At 67.8% G+C, this 19,171-nt stretch carries 24 protein-coding genes; 6 read left to right on the forward strand and 18 right to left on the reverse strand.

Annotation, left to right across the window (positions count from 1 at the left end):
* Positions 1-53 precede the first annotated feature (53 nt).
* The 5 genes from M4D77_RS19730 to mftA form a co-directional block, all read right to left on the reverse strand.
* The gene (locus M4D77_RS19730; protein ID WP_078113118.1) at positions 54-866 is read right to left on the reverse strand and encodes a mycofactocin-coupled SDR family oxidoreductase; all 813 of its coding nucleotides are present in this window, start codon (positions 864-866) and stop codon (positions 54-56) included.
* 61 nt (positions 867-927) lie between these two features.
* Complete coding sequence (gene mftD / locus M4D77_RS19735) at positions 928-2,127, reverse strand: pre-mycofactocin synthase MftD (RefSeq protein ID WP_058252359.1); 1,200 nt, start codon at positions 2,125-2,127, stop codon at positions 928-930.
* A 102-nt stretch (positions 2,128-2,229) separates the two neighbouring features.
* Positions 2,230-3,525 carry a mycofactocin radical SAM maturase gene (gene mftC, locus M4D77_RS19740; protein WP_058252360.1) on the reverse strand — a complete coding sequence of 432 codons (1,296 nt, stop codon included), beginning with the start codon at positions 3,523-3,525 and terminating at the stop codon, positions 2,230-2,232.
* Positions 3,526-3,598: 73 nt separating this feature from the next.
* Positions 3,599-3,949, reverse strand: a complete 351-nt coding sequence (gene mftB, locus M4D77_RS19745; RefSeq protein WP_058252361.1) for a mycofactocin biosynthesis chaperone MftB — start codon at positions 3,947-3,949, stop codon at positions 3,599-3,601.
* Positions 3,949-4,056: a mycofactocin precursor MftA gene (gene mftA / locus M4D77_RS19750; protein WP_058252362.1), complete on the reverse strand. Its 108-nt coding sequence runs from the start codon at positions 4,054-4,056 to the stop codon at positions 3,949-3,951. The genes mftB and mftA overlap by 1 nt, the downstream gene beginning before the upstream one ends.
* Before the next feature lie 158 nt (positions 4,057-4,214).
* Between mftA and mftR the strand changes: the two genes are divergently transcribed.
* The 3 genes from mftR to M4D77_RS19765 all read left to right on the forward strand — a co-directional run bounded on the left by mftR (position 4,215) and on the right by M4D77_RS19765 (position 6,464).
* The gene (gene mftR, locus M4D77_RS19755) at positions 4,215-4,832 is read left to right on the forward strand and encodes a mycofactocin system transcriptional regulator (protein ID WP_058252363.1); all 618 of its coding nucleotides are present in this window, start codon (positions 4,215-4,217) and stop codon (positions 4,830-4,832) included.
* Positions 4,833-4,963: 131 nt separating this feature from the next.
* Complete coding sequence (locus tag M4D77_RS19760; protein WP_058252364.1) at positions 4,964-6,022, forward strand: ferredoxin--NADP reductase; 1,059 nt, start codon at positions 4,964-4,966, stop codon at positions 6,020-6,022.
* A gap of 52 nt (positions 6,023-6,074) precedes the next feature.
* Positions 6,075-6,464, forward strand: coding sequence for a hypothetical protein (locus M4D77_RS19765; protein ID WP_058252436.1), 390 nt, complete (start codon positions 6,075-6,077; stop codon positions 6,462-6,464).
* Between the two features lie 8 nt (positions 6,465-6,472).
* Here the strand turns inward: M4D77_RS19765 and M4D77_RS19770 are convergent, their stop codons facing one another.
* From M4D77_RS19770 to M4D77_RS19815, 10 genes are all read right to left on the reverse strand, one after another.
* Positions 6,473-7,210, reverse strand: a complete 738-nt coding sequence (locus M4D77_RS19770; protein ID WP_058252365.1) for a DNA alkylation repair protein — start codon at positions 7,208-7,210, stop codon at positions 6,473-6,475.
* A gap of 7 nt (positions 7,211-7,217) precedes the next feature.
* Entirely contained in the window at positions 7,218-8,411 is a 1,194-nt protein-coding gene (locus M4D77_RS19775; RefSeq protein ID WP_058252366.1) for an NAD(P)/FAD-dependent oxidoreductase, read from the reverse strand.
* Positions 8,412-8,499: 88 nt separating this feature from the next.
* Positions 8,500-9,072 carry a hypothetical protein gene (locus tag M4D77_RS19780; protein ID WP_058252367.1) on the reverse strand — a complete coding sequence of 191 codons (573 nt, stop codon included), beginning with the start codon at positions 9,070-9,072 and terminating at the stop codon, positions 8,500-8,502.
* Complete coding sequence (locus M4D77_RS19785; protein WP_058252368.1) at positions 9,069-9,707, reverse strand: hypothetical protein; 639 nt, start codon at positions 9,705-9,707, stop codon at positions 9,069-9,071. Before M4D77_RS19785 ends, M4D77_RS19780 begins: the two co-directional genes overlap by 4 nt.
* A gap of 28 nt (positions 9,708-9,735) precedes the next feature.
* Positions 9,736-10,275 (reverse strand): hypothetical protein, encoded by a 540-nt coding sequence (locus M4D77_RS19790; RefSeq protein WP_078113120.1) that lies wholly within the window; start codon positions 10,273-10,275, stop codon positions 9,736-9,738.
* Positions 10,272-10,868: a hypothetical protein gene (locus M4D77_RS19795; protein WP_078113121.1), complete on the reverse strand. Its 597-nt coding sequence runs from the start codon at positions 10,866-10,868 to the stop codon at positions 10,272-10,274. The genes M4D77_RS19790 and M4D77_RS19795 overlap by 4 nt, the downstream gene beginning before the upstream one ends.
* Before the next feature lie 11 nt (positions 10,869-10,879).
* A complete protein-coding gene (locus tag M4D77_RS19800) occupies positions 10,880-11,809 on the reverse strand; it encodes an SDR family oxidoreductase (RefSeq protein WP_078113122.1) in 930 nt (309 codons plus the stop codon).
* A gap of 75 nt (positions 11,810-11,884) precedes the next feature.
* Positions 11,885-12,517, reverse strand: a complete 633-nt coding sequence (locus M4D77_RS19805) for a TetR/AcrR family transcriptional regulator (RefSeq protein WP_078113123.1) — start codon at positions 12,515-12,517, stop codon at positions 11,885-11,887.
* Positions 12,514-12,747, reverse strand: coding sequence for a hypothetical protein (locus tag M4D77_RS19810; protein WP_078113124.1), 234 nt, complete (start codon positions 12,745-12,747; stop codon positions 12,514-12,516). Before M4D77_RS19810 ends, M4D77_RS19805 begins: the two co-directional genes overlap by 4 nt.
* Before the next feature lie 100 nt (positions 12,748-12,847).
* Positions 12,848-13,858: an o-succinylbenzoate synthase gene (locus M4D77_RS19815; protein ID WP_078113125.1), complete on the reverse strand. Its 1,011-nt coding sequence runs from the start codon at positions 13,856-13,858 to the stop codon at positions 12,848-12,850.
* An 87-nt stretch (positions 13,859-13,945) separates the two neighbouring features.
* Here M4D77_RS19815 and M4D77_RS19820 point away from each other — a divergent pair, with 87 nt between their 5' ends.
* Entirely contained in the window at positions 13,946-14,881 is a 936-nt protein-coding gene (locus M4D77_RS19820; protein WP_078113126.1) for an oxygenase MpaB family protein, read from the forward strand.
* A 325-nt stretch (positions 14,882-15,206) separates the two neighbouring features.
* Here the strand turns inward: M4D77_RS19820 and M4D77_RS19825 are convergent, their stop codons facing one another.
* From M4D77_RS19825 to M4D77_RS19835, 3 genes are all read right to left on the reverse strand, one after another.
* Positions 15,207-15,953 (reverse strand): alpha/beta fold hydrolase, encoded by a 747-nt coding sequence (locus M4D77_RS19825; protein ID WP_058252437.1) that lies wholly within the window; start codon positions 15,951-15,953, stop codon positions 15,207-15,209.
* An 85-nt stretch (positions 15,954-16,038) separates the two neighbouring features.
* Positions 16,039-16,935 carry an alpha/beta hydrolase gene (locus tag M4D77_RS19830; RefSeq protein WP_374100833.1) on the reverse strand — a complete coding sequence of 299 codons (897 nt, stop codon included), beginning with the start codon at positions 16,933-16,935 and terminating at the stop codon, positions 16,039-16,041.
* Between the two features lie 226 nt (positions 16,936-17,161).
* Entirely contained in the window at positions 17,162-18,055 is an 894-nt protein-coding gene (locus M4D77_RS19835) for an SHOCT domain-containing protein (protein WP_231742459.1), read from the reverse strand.
* Between the two features lie 196 nt (positions 18,056-18,251).
* Between M4D77_RS19835 and M4D77_RS19840 the strand changes: the two genes are divergently transcribed.
* Positions 18,252-18,575 (forward strand): hypothetical protein, encoded by a 324-nt coding sequence (locus tag M4D77_RS19840; protein ID WP_242697052.1) that lies wholly within the window; start codon positions 18,252-18,254, stop codon positions 18,573-18,575.
* 45 nt (positions 18,576-18,620) lie between these two features.
* Positions 18,621-19,145: a CDP-diacylglycerol diphosphatase gene (locus M4D77_RS19845; RefSeq protein ID WP_323055852.1), complete on the forward strand. Its 525-nt coding sequence runs from the start codon at positions 18,621-18,623 to the stop codon at positions 19,143-19,145.
* Positions 19,146-19,171 lie beyond the last annotated feature (26 nt).

Here is a 19,171-nt window from a genome sequence, read left to right on the forward strand (position 1 = left end):
ATGAATCGGCCACTCGCCCTCGAACGCAAGGGTTCTTCCGCGGCCGCGCGGCGTCAGACCTTCGAATGCCCCATGTCGATCTGGAACTCGGCCGCGGTGATCCCCTTGGCACTGTCGGACGCGAGGTAGAGGACGGCGTCGGAGATCTCGTCGAGCGCGGCGACCGGATGGTAGTCGAGGATCGACGTGAAATGCGGGTTGACCCAGGGGATTCCGAAGATCCGGTGGGCCTCGGTGTCAGCCACACCCATCGGGGTGTCGACCGCGTACGGGTGCACGCTGTTCACCCGGATGCGATGGTGACCGAGCTCTTTCGCGGTCGTCTGGGTCAGTCCGACGAGTCCGTACTTCGACGCCGAGTACGACGCCTGCAGCGGCATCGCCTTCAGCCCCGCGACGGAACTGATGACGGTGATCGAGCCCCCGTTGCCCGCCTCGAGCATCTCCGGAATGGTGGCCTTCAGCGTCTTCCACGCGCCGACGAGGTTGATGTCGACGACGTCGGTGAACTGCTCTTCGCTGAGCTCCCAGACCTTGCCCCAGGTCAGCACCCCGGCGTTGGCGACGACGTGGTCGAGCCGACCGAACTGCTCGACGGCGTCGGCCACGAGCTGCTGCTGGAAAGCAAGATCGCGCGTATCTCCCTGCCGTGCAAGGATCTTGCCGCCGACGCCCTCGACGAGACGAATCGTCTCGGCGAGGTCGTCGGCCGTGGCCGCGGGGTAGGTCGCGTGGTCGATGATCGGACCCGCGATGTCGAGGCCGACGATCGCGGCCCCCTCACGGGCGAACCGGATCGCATGATTGCGACCTTGACCTCGGGCGATGCCGGTGATGTAGACGACCTTGCCGTCGAACTGTCCCATGGCAGAACTGTAACACGTTCTAGTTCTGCTCCCCAGTGTTCGCCGGGGCCCGACGAACGGTTCAGGCGTGCCCGAACGCGCGGGTGAAGCCGTCGGGTACGACGAGGTCGGCGGCCGAGAGCTCGTGCACGCTCTTGTGGCCGAGACCCATCAGCACGCCGTCGAGTCCCATGCGCATGAGGTCCAGCACGTTCTCGACACCGGCCTGGCCGTTGGCGGCTAGACCCCAGAGGTACGCACGGCCGATCATGACCGCGCGGGCACCGAGTGCGAGCGCTTTGGCGACGTCACTGCCGCGACGGATCCCGCCGTCGAGCAGGACCTCGATGTCGTTGCCCACCGCGGCCGCGATGTCGGGAAGGAGGCGGATCGTCGCCGGCGTGCCGTCGAGATTGTTGCCCCCGTGGTTGGACACCGACAGTGCCGTCGCGCCGATGTCCACTGCCCGCTTCGCGTCGTCGAGACGGGTGATGCCCTTGACCATGAAGGGGCCATCCCACTGCTCGCGCAACCACTTCAGGTCCTCCCAGGTGGGCGGCGGCGTGTTCATCCAGGACCCGTAGGCCCCGAAGAACGTCGGCCCGGGCACCCCCTGCGGTGTGAGGTTCGGCGCGGTCAGGTCGGGGATGTTGATCTTCCCGCCCTTGACCCAATCGAGTGCGTACCTCGGCTTGACCGCGATCTCCGGCCCCAGACGGAGAAGCGCCTTGAGGTCGACCTTCTCGGGGATCTCGGGGCTGCCCCAGTCGCGTCCGACGTTGAAGACCCAGTCGGTCGTGACGATCAGCCCCTTCGCGCCGGCCGCCTTCGCGCGCTCGGCTCGCGCGAGGATCTCCTCGCGGCTGCCCAGCCAGTAGATCTGGAAGAACACCTTGTCATTGACCGCGGTGACCTCCTCGACCGCGTGCGAGGCGAAGCTCGACAGCCCCATCGCCGTTCCGCGGGCCGCGGCGGCGCGGGCGACGGCGACTTCACCCTCCGGGTCGACGGCCTGCACGCCGGTCGGCGAGATCATCACCGGGAACGAGATCTCTTGCCCCATCACCGTTGTCGTCATCTCGCGGTCGGACTGCACACCGACGACGTGCGGCGCCCAGCCCAGTTCGGAGAACGCGCGGACGTTGTCGTCGACGGTGACACCGGCCTGCGTACCGGCGACCAGCGACGAGTACACCGATTTGGGCAGCCGCTTCTTGGCCCGGCGCTGCGCCTCGGTGACGGTCTCGAACCAGGGATTTCGGGCCCAGGGGTTGGCAGACATGTTCTTCCTACTCATTGATCCATCCATGGAGACCGGTTGGCTCTCATGGAGACGGGGCGCCGGTTCCGACGACGGCGCGCCCCGTGGTGTACCGCGGGCGATCTACCGCGCGGCGGGGGTGAACCCGGCGAGCGGGTTCTCGTCACAGGACTTGGTGGGACGCGAGGCCACCGGGGTCAGGTCGCCGTCGGGCCGCCGGGTCATCAGGGTCAGCGGCGTGCCGCGTGAATGGTCCTTGTTGGCGGTCGGTTTCGTGCGGTCGCCGGCGAGGAGTTCCTCACCGTAACCCTGCACGCACTCCGGGTCCGGGCCGGCGAGCGGGAGGCCGGTGAAGAACTTCGCGGCCATGCACCCGCCGCGGCAGGCGTCGAAATGCGCACACTTCGTGCAGGCGCCGGCGTTCTGCGGTTCGCGCAATTCGGTGAACAGGTCCGACCGCTGCCAGATCTCCTGGAAACCGCCGTCGGACAGGATGTTCCCGGCGAGGAAGTTCTCGTGGATCGCGAACGGGCACGCGTACACGTCACCGACCGGGTCGATGAGGCAGACCACGCGTCCCGCACCACACAGATTGAGGCCGGGGAGGCCGCCGCCGGAATCGGAACCGAACGCCGACAGATGGAAGAACGAGTCACCCGTCAGCACTCGATCACCGTGTGCGACAAGCCAGTCGTAGAGTTCGCGCTGCTGGTGCGGCAACGGATGCAGGTCATCCCACACGTCGGCGCCCCGGCCGGAGGGACGCAACCGGGTGATGCGCAGCGTGGCGTTGTAGCGGTCGGCGAGCGCCTTGAACTCGTCGAGTTGCGCGACGTTCTGTCGCGTCATGACGACGCTGATCTTGGCGTCGGCGAAACCCGCCTCTGCCAGGTTCTCCAGCGCACGGACGGCCATGTCGAACGAACCCGGACCGCGGACCGCGTCGTTGACCTCCGCGGTCGCCCCGTCCAGCGAGATCTGGACGTCGACATAATCCGACGCCGCGAGTCTCGCGGCCACCTTCTTGTCGATGCGCAGGCCGTTGGTGGAGAACTTCACCCCCACCTGATGGCTGGTGGCGTAGTCGACGAGCTCCCAGAAGTCCGGGCGAACGGTCGGTTCGCCGCCGCCGATGTTGACGTAGAAGACCTGCATCCGCTGCAACTCGTCGATGATCGCCTTGCACTGTTCGGTGGACAGCTCGCGGGGATCGCGTTTGCCCGACGACGACAGGCAGTGCACGCACGCGAGGTTGCACGCATAGGTCAGTTCCCAGGTGAGGCAGATGGGCGCGTCGAGACCCTTCTCGAACTGGTCGACGAGCCGGCCGACCTTCGGCACCTCGCCGGCGGTCGGTGCGGGCGCCCGGAGTGCACTCGCGAATTCGGTTGCTGTGGGCGGCATCTCGATGGTCGTCATCGTTGAGGTCCTTGCATTCGGGGCTGTCGGTTCGGGACTGGGACGTCCGGGCCGGGACGTCGGGCCTGATCGCTCAGGAGCGGGGCACGATCATGCCGCTGTCGGCGAGGGCGGTGAGCGCCTGCAGGTACAGGGGACGTTGGGCGGGCGAGATCCCGGCGGCGAGGAGGGCGGCCTCCGCCGAGTCGTGGTCGGCGAGTGATTGCACGATGCCGACGACGGTGAGGTTCTTGAGGAACGACAGCTTGCGCGTACCGAAGTGGTACAGCAGCGCGCCGAACGGTTCCGGCCGCAGAGCGACCTTCGGATTGAGCCGCCACGGCTCGAGCGTGTCGAAACCGGGCGCCTCGGCTGGGGTGTCGAACCGGACCCCGGCGACCGCGGAACGGTCGCCGGAGATCGGATTCGATGTCGGGGCTGACATCAGTAGACCCCGCACATCCCGTCGATCGAGACCTCTTCGACGAGTGACTCGGCGAGGAGTTCGGTGTCGTTCGAGCTGTGACTGGTCGCAGCGGACTGATCTGCCATGATCCATACCTCCTGGTTGGTGGGTTAGTGATGTGGATCACGACAGACTCTAGTGGCACTCGGTGCAGAAATCCAGCGTTCGCGAGCGAACTGCCCGAATGGCCAGGTGGACGGTTCTGTCGATCCGGACGACACCGGTCCCATAGGCTGAGGTCCCGATGACCACGAAGATGCGCGGTGACGAGCCCGCACGTACCCCGCCGGGCCGGCGCCCCATCACGTCGCGTGCGCAGATCAGCGCACTCGCGATCCGCCTCTTCACCACCCAGGGCTTCGAGGACACCAGCGTCGACGACATCGCCGAGGCGGCCGGGATAGCCCGGCGCACACTGTTCCGGTATTACTCGTCGAAGAACGAGATCCCCTGGGGCGAGTTCGACGACCATCTCCTCGAACTACGCACTCTCCTCGCCGGCATCCCGCCCGAGACGCCGATGGCGCAGGCCCTCGTCGACGCCCTCGTCTCGTTCAACCGGGTGCCCGCCGAGGAACTCGACAACCATCGCCGACGTATGTCCCTCCTCCTCGGGGTGCCTGCGCTGCAGGCACATTCGATGATCGTCTATGCCGACTGGCGTCAGGTCATCGCCGAGTTCTGCGCGACCCGGCTGGGCGTCGATGTCCGCGATCACCTGCCGCAGACCATCGGCTGGCTGTGCCTCGGTGCCGCCCTCGCCGCGTACGAGAAATGGCTCGACGACCCCGATGCCGACCTGGAGACGCTCATCGAGTCCGGCGCGCGCACCGTGGCCGACGGCGTGGCCGCCCTGGCGTGACTACGCTGGCAACGGCCGCAAGTGATCGACCGCAAGCCCCTCGTGGGAACACCGGTCGTTGCGCTAGGCTGAAGTAGAACGTGTTCTAATTTGGGCCGGGGTGCCGGTCCTCGACGGCGGAGACTGCGCACATGTCTGACCTGACCCCTCACGGTTCACGCAGCGTGATCCTCACGGTGTCCGAGGTGATCGACGAGACGGCCGAGGCCAAGTCCATCGCCTTCGAACTACCCGAGGCCTCGCCGAAGCCGTTCACCGATTACAAACCGGGGCAGTTCCTCACGCTACGGATTCCGAGCGAGCAGACTGGTTCGGTCGCGCGCTGCTACTCCCTCGCGTCGTCGCCGTTCACCGACCCGCAGCCCAAGGTGACCGTGAAGCGCACCGCCGACGGCTACGGATCCAACTGGGTGTGCGACAACCTCTCCCCCGGCACCCAGGTCGAGGTGCTGCCGCCATCGGGCGTGTTCACCCCGAAGTCCTATGACACCCCATTGCTGCTCATCGCGGCCGGCAGCGGTGTCACGCCGGTGATGTCGATCCTCAAGGCGGCCCTCGAGAAGGGCGACGCACCGATCGTCTTCTTCTATGCCAACCGGGACGTCGCCGACGTGATCTTCGCCGCCGAACTCCGAGAACTCCTGGCCGCCCACCCAAATCGGCTCACCCTCGTCCACTGGCTCGAATCACTCCAGGGTCTGCCGAGTGCGGCCGCTCTGGCAACGGCTTTCGCGCCCTACGCGACGTCGCACGTCGCCTACATGTGCGGACCGGGCCCGTTCATGGATGCCGTCCACAAGGGTCTGTCGGACGCGAACTTCCCGCACCACAACGTCCACACCGAGGTCTACAACTCGCTGTCCGGCGACCCGTTCGCCGACGTCGAACTCGGCGAGGTGAGTGAGGAGGAGCAGGCGGGTGCCGCCACCGTCGAGGTGGAGCTCGACGGTGAGACCCACACCCTGACCTGGCCTCGCTCACGAACTCTCGTCGACATCATGCTCGCCGCCGGACTCGATGCCCCGTATTCCTGCCAGGAGGGTGAGTGCGGTTCGTGCGCCTGCACTCTCACCGAGGGCAGCGTCGACATGGACAACGCCGGCGCGCTCGACCCCGAGGACATCGAGGACGGGTACATCCTCGGCTGTCAGGCGCATCCGACATCGGACACGCTGAAGGTCGAATTCTGAGAGAGTGGTTCGAGTTCGTGCAGTCACCGGTCCATCGAAGGAGAACGACGACGTGAGCACCATCCGCGGTTCCCGGCTCGACCCCGTCCAGCTCGCCCGTGGCCTCGCCGCGATGCTCATCAGCATCGGAGTGCTCCACTTCGTGGCACCCAAACCGTTCGACGAGATCATCCCGGAGGAGATCCCCGGCGACCCCCGCACGCTGACCTACGCTTCCGGTGTTGCCGAGATCGGTTTGGGCGCGGCACTTCTCGCTCCGAAGACCCGACGCGCCGCCGGCGCGGCGTCGGTGCTGCTGTTCCTCGCCGTCTACCCCGCCAACATCAACATGGTCCGGCTGTGGTGGGACCGGCCGCTGCCCTACAAGATCGTCGCGCTGGCCCGGTTGCCGTTCCAGTTCCCGATGATCTGGGCCGCTGCGAAGGTCGCACGCGAGGGCTGACCCTGTCGTCACAGATCCCGGAGGGCGCGGTAGTGGGCACGCTCCTCCGGGGTCCGGTGTTCGAGCGCGTATGACAGTGCGGTGCGGCCCATCCGGGCAGCGTTGTCGTCCAGGTAGCCGAGCAGGACGCTCTCGTCGACTCGTTTGCCGACCTCCCGCAGCATCCAGCCGAATGCCTTCTGGATGAGACCCCGTCGGTCGTCGCGGACGAGCGGCGCCACCGCGAGCAGTGCCGCCGGGTCGCCGTGCTTGATGAAGGCGAAGGTCGCGATCACCCCCACCCGGCGCCGCCACAGATCGTCGTCCCGCGCGTGTTGCAGGACGAGATCGAGTTCGCCGCTGCGCCAGCAGTATTCGCCGAGGACGGGATCGGCGGACGAGTCGACGAGATCCCAGTTGTTCACCCGGCCGCGGCGCACGGCGTCGAGGTAGAGGTCGACCCAACCCTTGCCGTCGCCGCCGCGGCGTAGCTCGCGTTCGAACTCCTCACGCAGGAGGAACAATGCGATCAGGCGATGCTCGTGGATCGGTGAGTCGAGCAAGTCGACGACCTGATCCGACGCGATGCCGCGGAACCCCTTCGCGAGCTTCCGTTGTACCGGTACACGGATTCCGAGGAATTCGTCACCCTCCCCGTATCCCCCCGGTCGGGCCTGGAAGAACGCAGCCTGGCCGAGCGCGAGCTGCGGGTCGGCCACCTCGGCCGCGGCGTCGCGCACCCGCGTAGCGGTGGGCGTATCCGTCACTGCGTCACTACAGCAGATCCGCCACGGGAGTGGGGGTCTGCAGCTTCGGCCGGGTCTTCATCACGGCACCCACCTTGCCGGCGCCCACCACCCCGGTGAGCACGCCGTCCCGGCTGTAGTAGGCAACGAACTTCTTCCCGTCGTCGTCGACGACGTGGACCTCGTCATCGGCGCGCGGGGAGCCGAGTACCTGGATCTTGACGTCGAACTGGTCGCTCCAGAAATAGGCGACCGACGCGGTGACCGCGTCGCCACCGGTGATCTGGTGCGCGACGACCGAGGCCTGCTCGACCGTGTGGTTCCAGTGCTCGACGCGTTTCGGCCGCCCGTCCTCGTCGAGCCAGTTCGCCACGTCACCGAGGGCGTAGACGCTCTCAGCGCTGGTGTGTCCGGTTGCATCACAGGCGATTCCGCCCCCCACCTCGCGTGCGGCGAACTCGATACCCGACCCGTCCAGGTACCCGGTCACCGGGGTCGAACCGATACCGACGACGACGATGTCGGCGGGCAGGGTGGTGCCGTCGGTGAGTTCGACCGCGCTGACCCGCCCGTCGGACACGTCGATCTTCGCGACCCCGACCCCGGTCCGCAGATCGATGCCGTTGGCCACGTGCAACCGCGACACCAGGGCGCCGATCCGCTCCCCCAGCGCCACGGCGAGCGGCGTCGGAGCCGGTTCGACGAGGCTGACCGCCAGTCCGCGGGCCGCGAGGCCGGCCGCCACCTCGCATCCGATGAAGCCGGCGCCGATGACGACTGCGGTGCTCGCGGAATCGATCTCGCGACGCAGCGCCACCGCGTCGTCGTAGGTGCGGAGCACGTGCGCGCCACGGACGTTCTCTGCGAGACCGGGAAACGGCCGCGGATCGAGCCCGGTCGCCAGTACGAGAGTGTCGTAGGCGACGGTGGCGCCGGAGGCCAGTGTGATCGTCCGGTCCGTCGGTGACACCGCGGTCACCGCTTCACCGAGTCGCAGCGTGATGTCGGAGTCCTCGTAGAACTCCGCGGGTTTGAGATCGACGCGGTCGTCCTTGCCCAGCAGCACCGACTTCGACAGCGGCGGACGGTCGTACGGTGGATGCGCTTCGGCTCCGACGAGGGTGATCGGATCGGTGAAGCCGTTGTTCCGCAGGTTCTCCGCGACCCGGATTCCGCCGAGTCCGGCTCCGACGATCACCACACCCGCGCTCGATGCACTCATCTCTGGTCCCCTTTTCGTCATCCCACCCCGCGAGCACCCGTCTGCGCCGGCGGTCACGCGGACCGCCCGGGGCCGGGCATCTCGTGTCTCAACGGGTCACGTCGCCGACCGGTTGCAGGTCGGACAGCAGCCAATTCCCGTCGACCTTACGCATAAGTGCCCACCGGGCGATAGAGGTCGTCTCGGCCGGTGGACGACTCGCGGCACCCGGTGCCGGTGAACCGGACCCGGCTGTCACCCGCTGGTCGGCGAAGACGAGCACCCGGGCGCGTTCCGAGTCGCCCTCCTGCAGTCCGGCACCGACGACCTCGCCGGTCACCGACAACGCTGATGCACGGACGCCGGGAACCACGACGTCGGTACCGCGGTTCCGGTACTCCAGGCGTAGCGGGTCGGTCAGCAACGCGTCGGTCGCCTGCCGCCGGTCGGCGGGGTCGTCGGGCGAGTAGGTCAGAAGCGCACTCACGGCAGCCGCAGCCGCGCTGAGGATCTCGCTGCGTTGCGCCTCGGTCGGGTCGGGATCGGGGCGCAGGGTCGCGGCGCCCGCGATCGCCGCGACCACCAGGGATACCGCCGATGCGGCGATGAGAAGCCGCATGCGGATGCGTTGGGTTCGGGTCGGCCGTGCCGGTAGCAGGACCCGGTCGTGAGCGGTGGTCATGGACGCCTCGCCTCGGCGATCTTCCAGCCGCCGTCGGTGCGCGTCATGGTGATCAGCGCCGTGATCCGCTCCCCGGTGGTGTCGATCTCCGAACCGTCCCCCGACCCGCCCAGGAGCGCCGGGTTCGTCGCGTCGGCGACGACGAGCACGTCCACGCTTCCACCGATGTCGTCGGACGACGGATCGGTGACGAGCCCGGCCGAGATCACTTGCCCGACACTCGAACCCCGTTTCCCGCCCACCTCTGTCATCAGTGCCTCCCGGGCGGCGTCGATCCGTTTCAGCTGCGGTCCGGTGCTCACCTCCGCCACGCGTGTCACGTAGCCTTCGGGGTCGGCCGGGTCGGCGGTCAGCATGACGGTGACGGCGCCGCGGGCGGATGCGAGCACGTCGTCCTGCAACTCGGTCGCCGCCTGCTGGCCGCGGATCTGCCAGGCAAGAAAGCCGGCGACGCCAACGAGGACGACCACCGCGATCGCTGCTCCGACGAGAGTCCGGCGCACCGTCTGTGTCCGGCGTGCCGCACGCGCCCGGAGCGCCGGCGCGGCGACGATCCGGGCGGTGCGCGCCCGTCGGGTCGCCGCGTCGACCCGGGCGCGGGCGAGTTCGATTCGCGTGGTGATGGTCTCGGTCATCGTCGCACCCGCAGATTCCGATGGACGGTCATCCGATCACATCCGCCGCCGCGAGGAGCCATGTGTCGTCCGACCGCGCGTAGCGGGCCAGGACCGTGCGTTGAACGGTCGTCGCCGGCCCCGCGGCCGGACGTACTGTCACCACGACACGCAGCAGCGCCTCCCCCTCCGCGGCGTCGACCGCGACGATGCTGACGACCTCGGGGCGCCAGGTCACCGACGACGTCCCCTCGGGCGGGGGCCGATCGAGCTGGGCCCCGTAGCTGTCGGTGAACTCGTCGGCGACCCGCTCCCGCGCCCGCGTCCGGTCCTGCTGCCAGCGGTCCGCATCGACCGAGAAGACGTCCGCGACGATCGTTCCCGCCTGTGCTCGCAACTGGTCTCGGCTCTCCGCGACGTCGGAGCCGGTACGGTGCGAGTTCCACAGGGCGAGCACCACGACGAGCGTCGCGACCAGGACAACCGCCGCGATCGCGAGGCGGATGGCGGCACCTCGCACCCCGATGGGCCGGGTCGTTCCGCGTCCCGGGACCGGCTCGACGCCCGGGGTGTGAGTCGGTGGCGTCATGGAAGGTACTGCACCGCACTCAGTTTCAGCGTGTCGTCGGCCGGTGTGATGAGCACCCGCAACCGGAATCTGCGCGCCTGGTCGCCGGTCTCGGCCGGCGCCGCCCCACCGGTGAAGACGACGGTGGCCGCAATGAGGACCGTGGCGGTGTCGCCGGTCCGGACGGAGATCCCCGTGCCGTCGACAGAGGACTGCGCGACGGTGCCGTTGGCCCGGATGAATTCGGTGTAACTGTCGGCGGATTGGGCGAACTCGTCGTAGAAGGCGCCGGTGGCGCCGGCCAGGATGCGCTGGGCGCGCCGATCGTCTCGGCTGTCCGGGGCGATGAGCACCGCAACCCGGTCGGCCGCCGCGGACTGGAGTTCGGCATCGGAGTACCGCTCACGGTCTCGCTGCCACGCGGTCACCGCCACCCCCGCGAGCACGAGCGCGACGACGAGGACCACCACCGCGACGACCCACCGGAGCCGCGACAGGCGCCGACGGAGTCCGGCCTCGACCTCGAGGGCGTGCAGATCGTCCAGTGCCTCGCGCAGCTCGCGCCTCGCCGCCCGGTCGGCGGACACCTCCCGCACCCCCGACCGAGCACCCATGCCGTCCCTCTTCACGACGACAGGGGCGTGCTCTCCTGGGGCTGCGTCAGACTGTCGCCCGGCGCCCGGGTGTCGACCTTCTCACCGCGGATCCGGCTGGAATATGCCGCGCGCGCCTGCTGGTCGGGGCTCAGGAAGATCGAGTCCAGCTTGGTCAACCGGCGCGACCACCGCTTCATCGCCTGCGGGAACAACGCGCCCGACTCCGCCCACCGCATCGACCGGGGCGCGTAGACGCGGACCACCGGCCGCGCGATCGTCTGCACGACGATCGACGCCACCTCGCCGGGCTCGACGGTCTGGATGAACTTGTTGGTCTGCAGGCCGGAGATCAGGGCGGTTCGCGTGAACGTGGGGAGTACCGCGCTGACGGCGACGCCCTTCGGCTCCAGCTCGGCGCCCAGCGCCTCGGAGAACTCGATGACGGCTGCCTTGGCGCCGTTGTAGATGGTGAGGCCGGGGGTCGGTATGCGCCCGGCCGTCGATGCGATGTTCACGATGTGGCCGGTCCTGCGGGGCGCCATCCGGCGGGCCGCCTCCTGGCATCCGATGATCACGCCCAGGACGTCGATCTCGTAGGTCCGGCGGATGATCGTGTCGTCGTAGGAGAGGAACGGTCCGACCGGCATGATCCCGGCGTTGTTCACGAGCACGTCGATCGGTCCGAGCCGGTTTTCGACCTCGGTCAGGAACGCATCGAAGGACTCGCGTTTGGTCACGTCCACCTCGATGCCCTCGCAACCGAGGTCGGCGGCGGCCTTGCCCACCGCCTCGGAATCCACATCACCGATCGCGACCCTGGCCCCCGCCTCGGACAGCTGGGTCGCGGTCTCGAATCCGATGCCACGCGCGCCGCCGGTGATGACCACGACCTTGTCCCGTAGCGCGGCGCGGATCGCGTCGTGGTCGGGTGTGCGGGACAGCTTGTCACGCAGACTCATTGGATCTCCTTCGGTGGATGCGGACTTCAGACGAGAGGAACGGGGCCGGCGTGGCCCGTCATCTCCGGTGGGGTTTCACCAGATCATCGGTGAGAGGAACTTGGCGGCGAAATCCCGAACGCGCTGGGGTTCGTTGCGAGCAGGGTCCGACGGCGGCGTCTCCAGCAGTGAGATCACCAGTCGCACATGGATCTCGACGGCTTCCAGCAGATCCTCGACGGGCATCTGCGCACCCTCGTCGCGGAGTGTGGCCGCGACCCGGTCGGTGACCATGTCGATGAACAACGACGTCATCGTCGCCGTGACGCTCTTGATCTCGGAGTCGGTGAGGACGATCCGGCTCAGCAGCGGATCGGAGTTGACCCACTCGGCGCCGACGGCGAACGCCTCCACCAGCGCGGCCTTGGGTCCGAGCCCCTTCACCGAGGCCTCGAGTTTCTGCATGCCCGTCTCGTAGGCGTCGTTGGCCACCGCGTAGAGCAGCGCATCCTTGTTCGGAAAGCGCCGGTACAAGGTGCTGCGGCTCACTCCAGCCCGCGCGGCGACCTCGTCGATGTTCGCGCGGCGGACACCGACCTCGGCGAACTCCGCCCCGGCAGCCGCGAGGATCGCGGCTTCCTGGTCGGCCGGGCTGGCGGTGTTGCGGACCTTACGCGTCGAGGTCCGATTCCCGCTGTCGGCCTTGGTTCCGGTGCCTGCCACGGTCATCGCCGCCGACGGGTGGCGGGCAGCGAGTCCTCGGGTGCCGACCAGTGGTCTTCGTGCAGCCGGCGATGTCTGATCTCCGTGATCTCCATCTGGTCAAAATACAGCCCGGCGGTCCGGTGTCCGCGGGCACCGCGACCCCGGCCGACGTGCAACGGGGTTCCGTCGCGGTCGGGAGACGGGACGCCGACCGAATCGACTGCTGCCGGCACTGTCGCCAGAACCGAGGCCATGATCGTCTCCCTCCCGCAACGGCCGCCCCGGGTACGGACGGTCGGCATGTGACCCACATCGCATGATAGACCACGTTGAGACAGATCGGAGAATGCGTTCCTATCCTCGCCCGCGACCCGTGGGCGACCCGTCCATCGTCAGCAGGCGGTGACACCGCCGCAGACGCTCGCGCCACCAATGCTGACGCTCTTCTTCGACCGCGAGTCCGCGCACGTCGACCGAGGCGTCGGTGCCGAACCATCGCGTTCCCACCGAGCCGTCGACCATCTGGAAGGACGCGGCGACATCCGCGGCGAGCAACGACCCGGTGCCCAGCCCGCACGCAAGCTCCAGGCGCGGTAGCGCGGCCGCGGCAGCCACGCCGGCGGCCATCCCGATCGCGCTGTCGAGGGCACTCGAGACCACGATGTCGAGTCCCAGGTTCTCAGCGAGCTGGAGGGTTGCGCGCATGCCGCCGAGCGGCGCGACCTTGACCACCGCCACGTCAGCAGCGTCGGCCGCGACGACACGGTAGGGGTCCTCGGCCTTCCTGATGGATTCGTCGGCAGCGATCGGCACCTCGACCGCCCGACGCACGGCCGCCAGTTCTTCGACTGTGCGACAGGGCTGTTCGGCATACTCGACCTCACCGATGGCGCGCAGGGCGGCGATGGCCTCGTCGACGGTCCAGCCGCCGTTCGCATCGATGCGCACCCTGCCGATGAGCTCCCGCGTCGCCGCGACCCGGGCGACGTCGTCGTCGAGGGTCTGCCCCGGTTCGGCGACCTTGACCTTCGCGGTTCCCGCGCCGGGGTATCGCTGCAGCAATGCGTCGACCTCGTCGGCGGGGATGGCGGGCACGGTCGCGTTGACCGGGACGGTGTCGCGGACCGCGGCGGGAGGGCCGACCCAGGCGGCCTCGATGCCGGCCCGCAGCCACGAGGCCGCCTCCGGGTCGTCGTACTCGACGAACGGACCGAACTCCCCCCAACCCGCCGGCCCCGCGAAGACCATCGTCTCGCGCGTGGTCAGGCCGCGGAATCTCGTACGCATCGGCAGGCGCACCGCGACAGCGGAAGCGAGGACCTCCTCGACGTCGGGAAGCGCCCAGTCCGGTTGCCTGCCCCGCATCGTCCGTCCTCCCTCTCCGCATACAGATCACCCCGCGTCGTTGGAACAACCTTCCAAATTTGTTCCAAGTGCGATATTCTCGCCGCCATGTCAGTCAACCAGGGATTCGACGCCGGTATCCGCGAGGCAGAGCCGATGATCGTCGACGACACTCCGGACACCGCGGGCGAGGTCGCCTCGCCACGTCTGGGCGCCGACTCGCTCGTGTGGAAGTTCTACGGCGACAACCGCGGACTGCTGGGCTTCCAGCGTCTGGCCGGCACCGAGAACTGCATCGAACAACTCGGCCAGGCCGTGCTCGACCACTCGGTCATCTTCAGCGACTTCCTCGGCCGGGCCAAGCGGACCGGCCCCCCGGTCATGCGGACCGTGTACAGCACCGAGCCGGAGAAGTGGGGGCGCACGGTGCGCGACTTCCACCGCGACATCAAGGGCACCATCAGCGACGGATCGCGGTACCACGCACTCAATCCGGAGTTGTTCTACTGGGCGCACGCGACGTTCGTCGACCAGGTCCTCTACATCACCGACACCTTCATCCGACGCCTGAGTTACGCCGAGAAGGTCCAGATTTTCGAGGAGAGCAAGGTCTGGTATCAGCTCTACGGGGTGAGCGATCGCGGGCAGCCGCAGACCTACGAGGAGTTCGTCCAGTATTGGGAAGACATGCTCGACCGGTTCGTGCCGCACAAGACGATCGTCTACGCCACCGGTTACATCCGGCAGGGGCTCCCCCGCCCCAAGAAGATCCCCGCGCCCGTGTGGAAGATCCTGTCGCTTCCGTTGAACGCCTTCATCCGCACCGTTGTCGTCGGAACGCTGCCCCAGCAGATGCGTGACGTGTGCGACCTCGAGTGGAACGACAGGCGCGAGAAGAACTTCCAACGGTTCGCCGCCCTCATGCGGGCTGCCAACCCGTTGATCAACCGCCTGCCGCTCAAGTACCTCTACGTCCCCTGGGCCTACGACGCATGGCGCAAGGTCGGGATCGACCCGCGACCGCTGCACAACAAGCCCGCCTGACCCGCTCCGCTCTCTGAGCTGAGGAGCACCATCCCCCGCCCCCGGAGGAGCACCATCCCGCCCCGGACAAGCGCGATCCCCCGCTCCCTGAGGAGCACCATCCCGCCCCGGAGGAGCACCATCCCGCCCCGGACGAGCGCCATCCCCCGCTCCCTGAGGAGCGAGCTTGCGAGCGTCACGAAGGGTCTTGGTGACATTCGTGGCAGACCCTTCGTGACGCGCCCTCCGCAAGCTCCGGGCGCTCCTCAGGGAGCAGTGGTGGGCCAATGGTTTCGCGGTTCTCTCGGATCAGGAACCAGCGAGCCGGAGATGACGCCGGCAGGCGTCAGTGCCCGAGGAACCCGTCGACGTGGGTGACGAACTCCTCGGCGCGGTCGCGGTGAACGCTGTGCCCCGCCTCGATGGTGACGAACCGCGAGTTCGGCAGGGCGTCGCTGAGGGTCCGCAGGTGGCGCGGCGGCAGGAAGCTCTTCTCGCCACCGGAGATGACCATGGCGGTGGCCTGCACATCCGGCAGCTCCGACCACCAGTGCGGCGCGCAGACGTCGAATTCGGCGACGATCTGGTCGCCCATCCGGCCGTCGTAGCGGATGACCGGAAAGGGGTTGCGCGCGAGCGCGATCAGCCCACGAATCTGCTCGCCCAGGGTGGCGCGCATGGCGATGCCCTCGGACAGATCGGCCTCGTCGCGGGGCATCGGCGGCACCTCTTCGAGCACCAGGCGTCGGATCCTCGTCGGCTCACGCATGGCCACTCGCAGCGCGGTGTGGGCACCGAGCGAATGGCCGACCACGTCGGCGACCGCGATCCCGAGGGTGTCGAGGACATAGGCCAGGTCGTCGCGGAAGTCGTCGAGCCGGTAGACCTCACGGGCCCGGCCGCTGCGACCGTGTCCACGGAGGTCCACGCTGATCACCGCACGCCCGCGGGCGCGGAGTGCCGTCGCGAGCCGGCGCCAGGTCGAATGGTCCGATGCCATCCCGTGCACGAGGACGACCGGTACGCCCCGGTCGGCCTCCCCCGCGATCCGGACCGCGAGGTCGGGGTCGCCGCTTCGACGCAGAACACGCATGACCGTCAGCTTACGAACGTCGGCCGTGCGGGCGCCGTCACACTCCACCCGGCCGTCCGCGCAGACCGCACCTCACCGGTCGTCGTCACCGGTCGCGGAACCAGCCGCTGTTCTTGGCGCGCCACACCATGTCCTCCCAGTACCCCCAGGCGTGTGTCCCGACGGACGGAAAGTCCGTCGTGACCGGGATGCCCTGCAAAGCGGCCGCGACTTCGAACGACCGGGTCTGCGCGAGCGACACCACCTCCAGCGGTGTGCCCTTGACCGAGGCCACGGCGTCGGCGTTGTGCGGACCCCACGTCGCCGAACCGGACCCGATGCGGATCTTCATCCCCCGCATCCGCGGCAGCTGGACGAGTGCATCGTTGCGCGTCCACCGGTCACTCCAGGGCGGTCCCCACATGGCGTCCGCGCTGAACGGACCGACCCCCGCCCCGACACCGGCGTCGATCAACGCGAGCCGAACAGCCTCTCGCATCGTGGGCGCGGACAGGTTCAGGTAGCCGGACATCGAGAAGACGTGCGAGATGCGCTTGCGGTGGTACGCCCCGTAGACCATCGCAGCGTTACCGCCCATGGAGATGCCCATGATCGCGTATTTGCCCAGCGGGCCGACTGCGAGTCCGCGCGCGTCGAGTTCGCGCACGATGGTGTCGAGTCGGCACGTCCACCGATAGCGGTATCCGACCTTGTTGGCCGGGCTCGCCGCTTCCCAATCGGTGTAGAAGCTCGCGAGACCTCCGACCGGTTGGATCACGTTGACGCCGGAGTCGGCGATGCGGTGGACACGCGTGTCGCGACGCCAGCCACTGATGTCACCGGTCGCGCGAAGACCGTCGAGAGCGATGACGGTTTTGCTGTTGCCCCACCGAGTCCAGGTGTCGACCGGGGTGCTCGGCATGCCGCAGCCGGACACATGGAACCTGCCGAACGCGGCCGACGCGGATGCGTTACCCGACCCGATGGTGACCACGCCGACCACCGCGAGGAGCGCGAGGGCGAACGCGAGGGCTCGACGTCGGCGGGCAAGCCGACGCGGCCGTAGTGAAAGCTGCACCGACGAACTGTAATTCGACGACCATCAGCAATGCCACGGCTGTGACCCTAGGGCATCGACATCGATATCGAGTGGTGACCAGAGTGACTAGAGTGAATCAAGTGGCGTATGTGGCAGAGGATTCATTTTGTTACAGACGATCCACGCAGCGTCAGAGATCGTCGACGATGCGCTGACGCGCCCGCGCGTACTCCTCCTCGGTGACCGCGCCGGTGCGGCGCAGTTCGTCCAGCGACGCGAGCCGTTCGGCCGGCGAACGGCCCGGGTCACCACCCCGGCCCGACCCGCCACCGGCCTTGGTGAACGACGGGGGGTCCATCCGAGACGAGCTCGCCGAATCCGCCCGGACTCCCGCCCAGCCGCGCACGACCTCCATGACCTCCGCTCGGGCCGCGGGATTGGACCGCAGATCGATCACGCCACTGCCCGCCACCCCGTGACGCCCCAGGATCTGCAGGATCTCCCCCAACGGTTCCGCCTGACCGGTGAGATCGTAGGTCCGGCCGTCCTCTTCGGAGGTGAACCTGGCCGGCACCGAACCGGCGAGCAAAGCGGTTGCCTGCCAGTCGATCTCGAAGTCCTGGGACTCGGGATCGACCATCACGGCCAACCGACGGGCGTGAAGCAGCGGCTGCTGGTAATGCGGCACGACCTTCCTCGTCGACACCTCGAACGGAGCGAGTCCCTCGGCGTGGATCCGGAGCCCGAGCTTCATCAGCGGCTGGTCGTTGATCTCGACATTCGTCTGACCGATCGAGGTGATCTCGGCGATGCCGAACACTCCGGCGGCGCGCAGGCGTTCCAGCTTGGCGCCACCCCGATAGTTGAACCACGCGATGGCAACGCCGAGAACGATATCCAGCACGGTGATGCCGATCCCGGTCCACAGCATCCACTCCGTGTCGGGTGCATCGATCACGAAGTAGGCGACGAGGAAGATCGGACCGACGATCCCGCACAGCATGACAAACGCGAAAGTGCCCACGGCACTCCACACATGGGCAGGAACACGTGGCCCGGTCCCCGACTCTCCGAACATGGTCATGCGCGAACTCTATGCGCGGACCTGCGGCGACGGAAGTTCGAAGGCCGAGGCGTCCCACCTTGGAACGACATGGAAGCGCCACCGTTCGCAGTCGGCGCCGGATACGAGTAGTTCGCCGCACTTTCCCGGGTCAAAGTTGCCTGATCTGCGGTTTCGGCACGACCCGGAGAGTCTCGGTGGCACACTCTGCGCTCAGATGAGCACGCCGAGGCTCACCACCGAGAGGTTCCCCATGGACGACACCCGCTCGCATCGGTTCACCCGGCTCCTCTCGACGATGGCCGTCACCGCCGCCATCGTCGCGAGCTCCGCCCTGAGTGGAGGCGGGGTCGCCTCGGCCGCACCACCGACGCCGACCCAAAAACTCTGCGGCCAGAGCACCGACGATCCCGCCACCGATAAGTTCCTGCTTCTCTGGGGAAAGGTGAAGGGCACCAAGCCCGGTCAGATCGGCGACAACATCGACGTCATTCAGCCGGGTCCCCAGTACCAGCCGAACCCGAAGTACGTGAAGTACTAAGCAATCCGTCGAGGTGGTGACCACAAAGGTCACAACGATGACTTCCTGCTCCTACCCACCAACCGGATCAGGGGCATCGAATGCCCCTATCTGTACAACGGTTCCGAGTTGAACCTGTGGAGCGCGGCGTGGCTGCAGGCGGGCAAATTGGTCGCCAAGAATCCCACTCGACCGATTGCGATAGGGGTGAACTCCGCCACGGCGCGCTCGCAAAACCAGCTGCACATTCATCTGGCGCAGGTGAATCCCACCACGCTGGCCGACCTGAGGGCGATCCCCAACCCGGAGACGCATCTGGACAACTGGACGAAGACCGACGTCGTCTTGAGGCTCAACAAGACCAAATCGAAGATCCCCCGGCACTTCCGCGTCGTCAAGTACACCGGCGGTCTGCCCGATCTGTTTCGTGTCCTGAAACGTCAGCTGCCCGCCACCGAGGACATGGCGGACCAATCGATCGGCGTGGTCGATGCCGGCCAGCCCAACACCTACTTCGTCCTCACCAGCAATCCGAAACTGGGTGGTGCCGGGACGGGACTGATGGACATGATCTACGGCTGGGGCGTCTGACCCTCGGCAGGATCAACGACAAAGGC

This window comes from Gordonia sp. p3-SID1431, assembly GCF_025143765.1.
Taxonomy (GTDB): Bacteria; Actinomycetota; Actinomycetes; order Mycobacteriales; family Mycobacteriaceae; genus Gordonia; species Gordonia hongkongensis.

What these genes read in the sequence shown, in the direction of transcription:
- M4D77_RS19730 (WP_078113118.1), bottom strand. Translation starts at nt 866, where the DNA reads ATGGGACAGTTCGACGGCAAGGTCGTCTACATCACCGGCATCGCCCGA.
- mftD (WP_058252359.1), bottom strand. Translation starts at nt 2,127, where the DNA reads ATGTCTGCCAACCCCTGGGCCCGAAATCCCTGGTTCGAGACCGTCACC.
- mftC (WP_058252360.1), bottom strand. Translation starts at nt 3,525, where the DNA reads ATGACGACCATCGAGATGCCGCCCACAGCAACCGAATTCGCGAGTGCA.
- mftB (WP_058252361.1), bottom strand. Translation starts at nt 3,949, where the DNA reads ATGTCAGCCCCGACATCGAATCCGATCTCCGGCGACCGTTCCGCGGTC.
- mftA (WP_058252362.1), bottom strand. Translation starts at nt 4,056, where the DNA reads ATGGCAGATCAGTCCGCTGCGACCAGTCACAGCTCGAACGACACCGAA.
- mftR (WP_058252363.1), top strand. Translation starts at nt 4,215, where the DNA reads ATGACCACGAAGATGCGCGGTGACGAGCCCGCACGTACCCCGCCGGGC.
- M4D77_RS19760 (WP_058252364.1), top strand. Translation starts at nt 4,964, where the DNA reads ATGTCTGACCTGACCCCTCACGGTTCACGCAGCGTGATCCTCACGGTG.
- M4D77_RS19775 (WP_058252366.1), bottom strand. Translation starts at nt 8,411, where the DNA reads ATGAGTGCATCGAGCGCGGGTGTGGTGATCGTCGGAGCCGGACTCGGC.
- M4D77_RS19780 (WP_058252367.1), bottom strand. Translation starts at nt 9,072, where the DNA reads ATGACCACCGCTCACGACCGGGTCCTGCTACCGGCACGGCCGACCCGA.
- M4D77_RS19785 (WP_058252368.1), bottom strand. Translation starts at nt 9,707, where the DNA reads ATGACCGAGACCATCACCACGCGAATCGAACTCGCCCGCGCCCGGGTC.
- M4D77_RS19790 (WP_078113120.1), bottom strand. Translation starts at nt 10,275, where the DNA reads ATGACGCCACCGACTCACACCCCGGGCGTCGAGCCGGTCCCGGGACGC.
- M4D77_RS19795 (WP_078113121.1), bottom strand. Translation starts at nt 10,868, where the DNA reads ATGGGTGCTCGGTCGGGGGTGCGGGAGGTGTCCGCCGACCGGGCGGCG.
- M4D77_RS19800 (WP_078113122.1), bottom strand. Translation starts at nt 11,809, where the DNA reads ATGAGTCTGCGTGACAAGCTGTCCCGCACACCCGACCACGACGCGATC.
- M4D77_RS19805 (WP_078113123.1), bottom strand. Translation starts at nt 12,517, where the DNA reads ATGACCGTGGCAGGCACCGGAACCAAGGCCGACAGCGGGAATCGGACC.
- M4D77_RS19810 (WP_078113124.1), bottom strand. Translation starts at nt 12,747, where the DNA reads ATGGCCTCGGTTCTGGCGACAGTGCCGGCAGCAGTCGATTCGGTCGGC.
- M4D77_RS19815 (WP_078113125.1), bottom strand. Translation starts at nt 13,858, where the DNA reads ATGCGGGGCAGGCAACCGGACTGGGCGCTTCCCGACGTCGAGGAGGTC.
- M4D77_RS19820 (WP_078113126.1), top strand. Translation starts at nt 13,946, where the DNA reads ATGTCAGTCAACCAGGGATTCGACGCCGGTATCCGCGAGGCAGAGCCG.
- M4D77_RS19825 (WP_058252437.1), bottom strand. Translation starts at nt 15,953, where the DNA reads ATGCGTGTTCTGCGTCGAAGCGGCGACCCCGACCTCGCGGTCCGGATC.
- M4D77_RS19835 (WP_231742459.1), bottom strand. Translation starts at nt 18,055, where the DNA reads ATGACCATGTTCGGAGAGTCGGGGACCGGGCCACGTGTTCCTGCCCAT.
- M4D77_RS19840 (WP_242697052.1), top strand. Translation starts at nt 18,252, where the DNA reads ATGAGCACGCCGAGGCTCACCACCGAGAGGTTCCCCATGGACGACACC.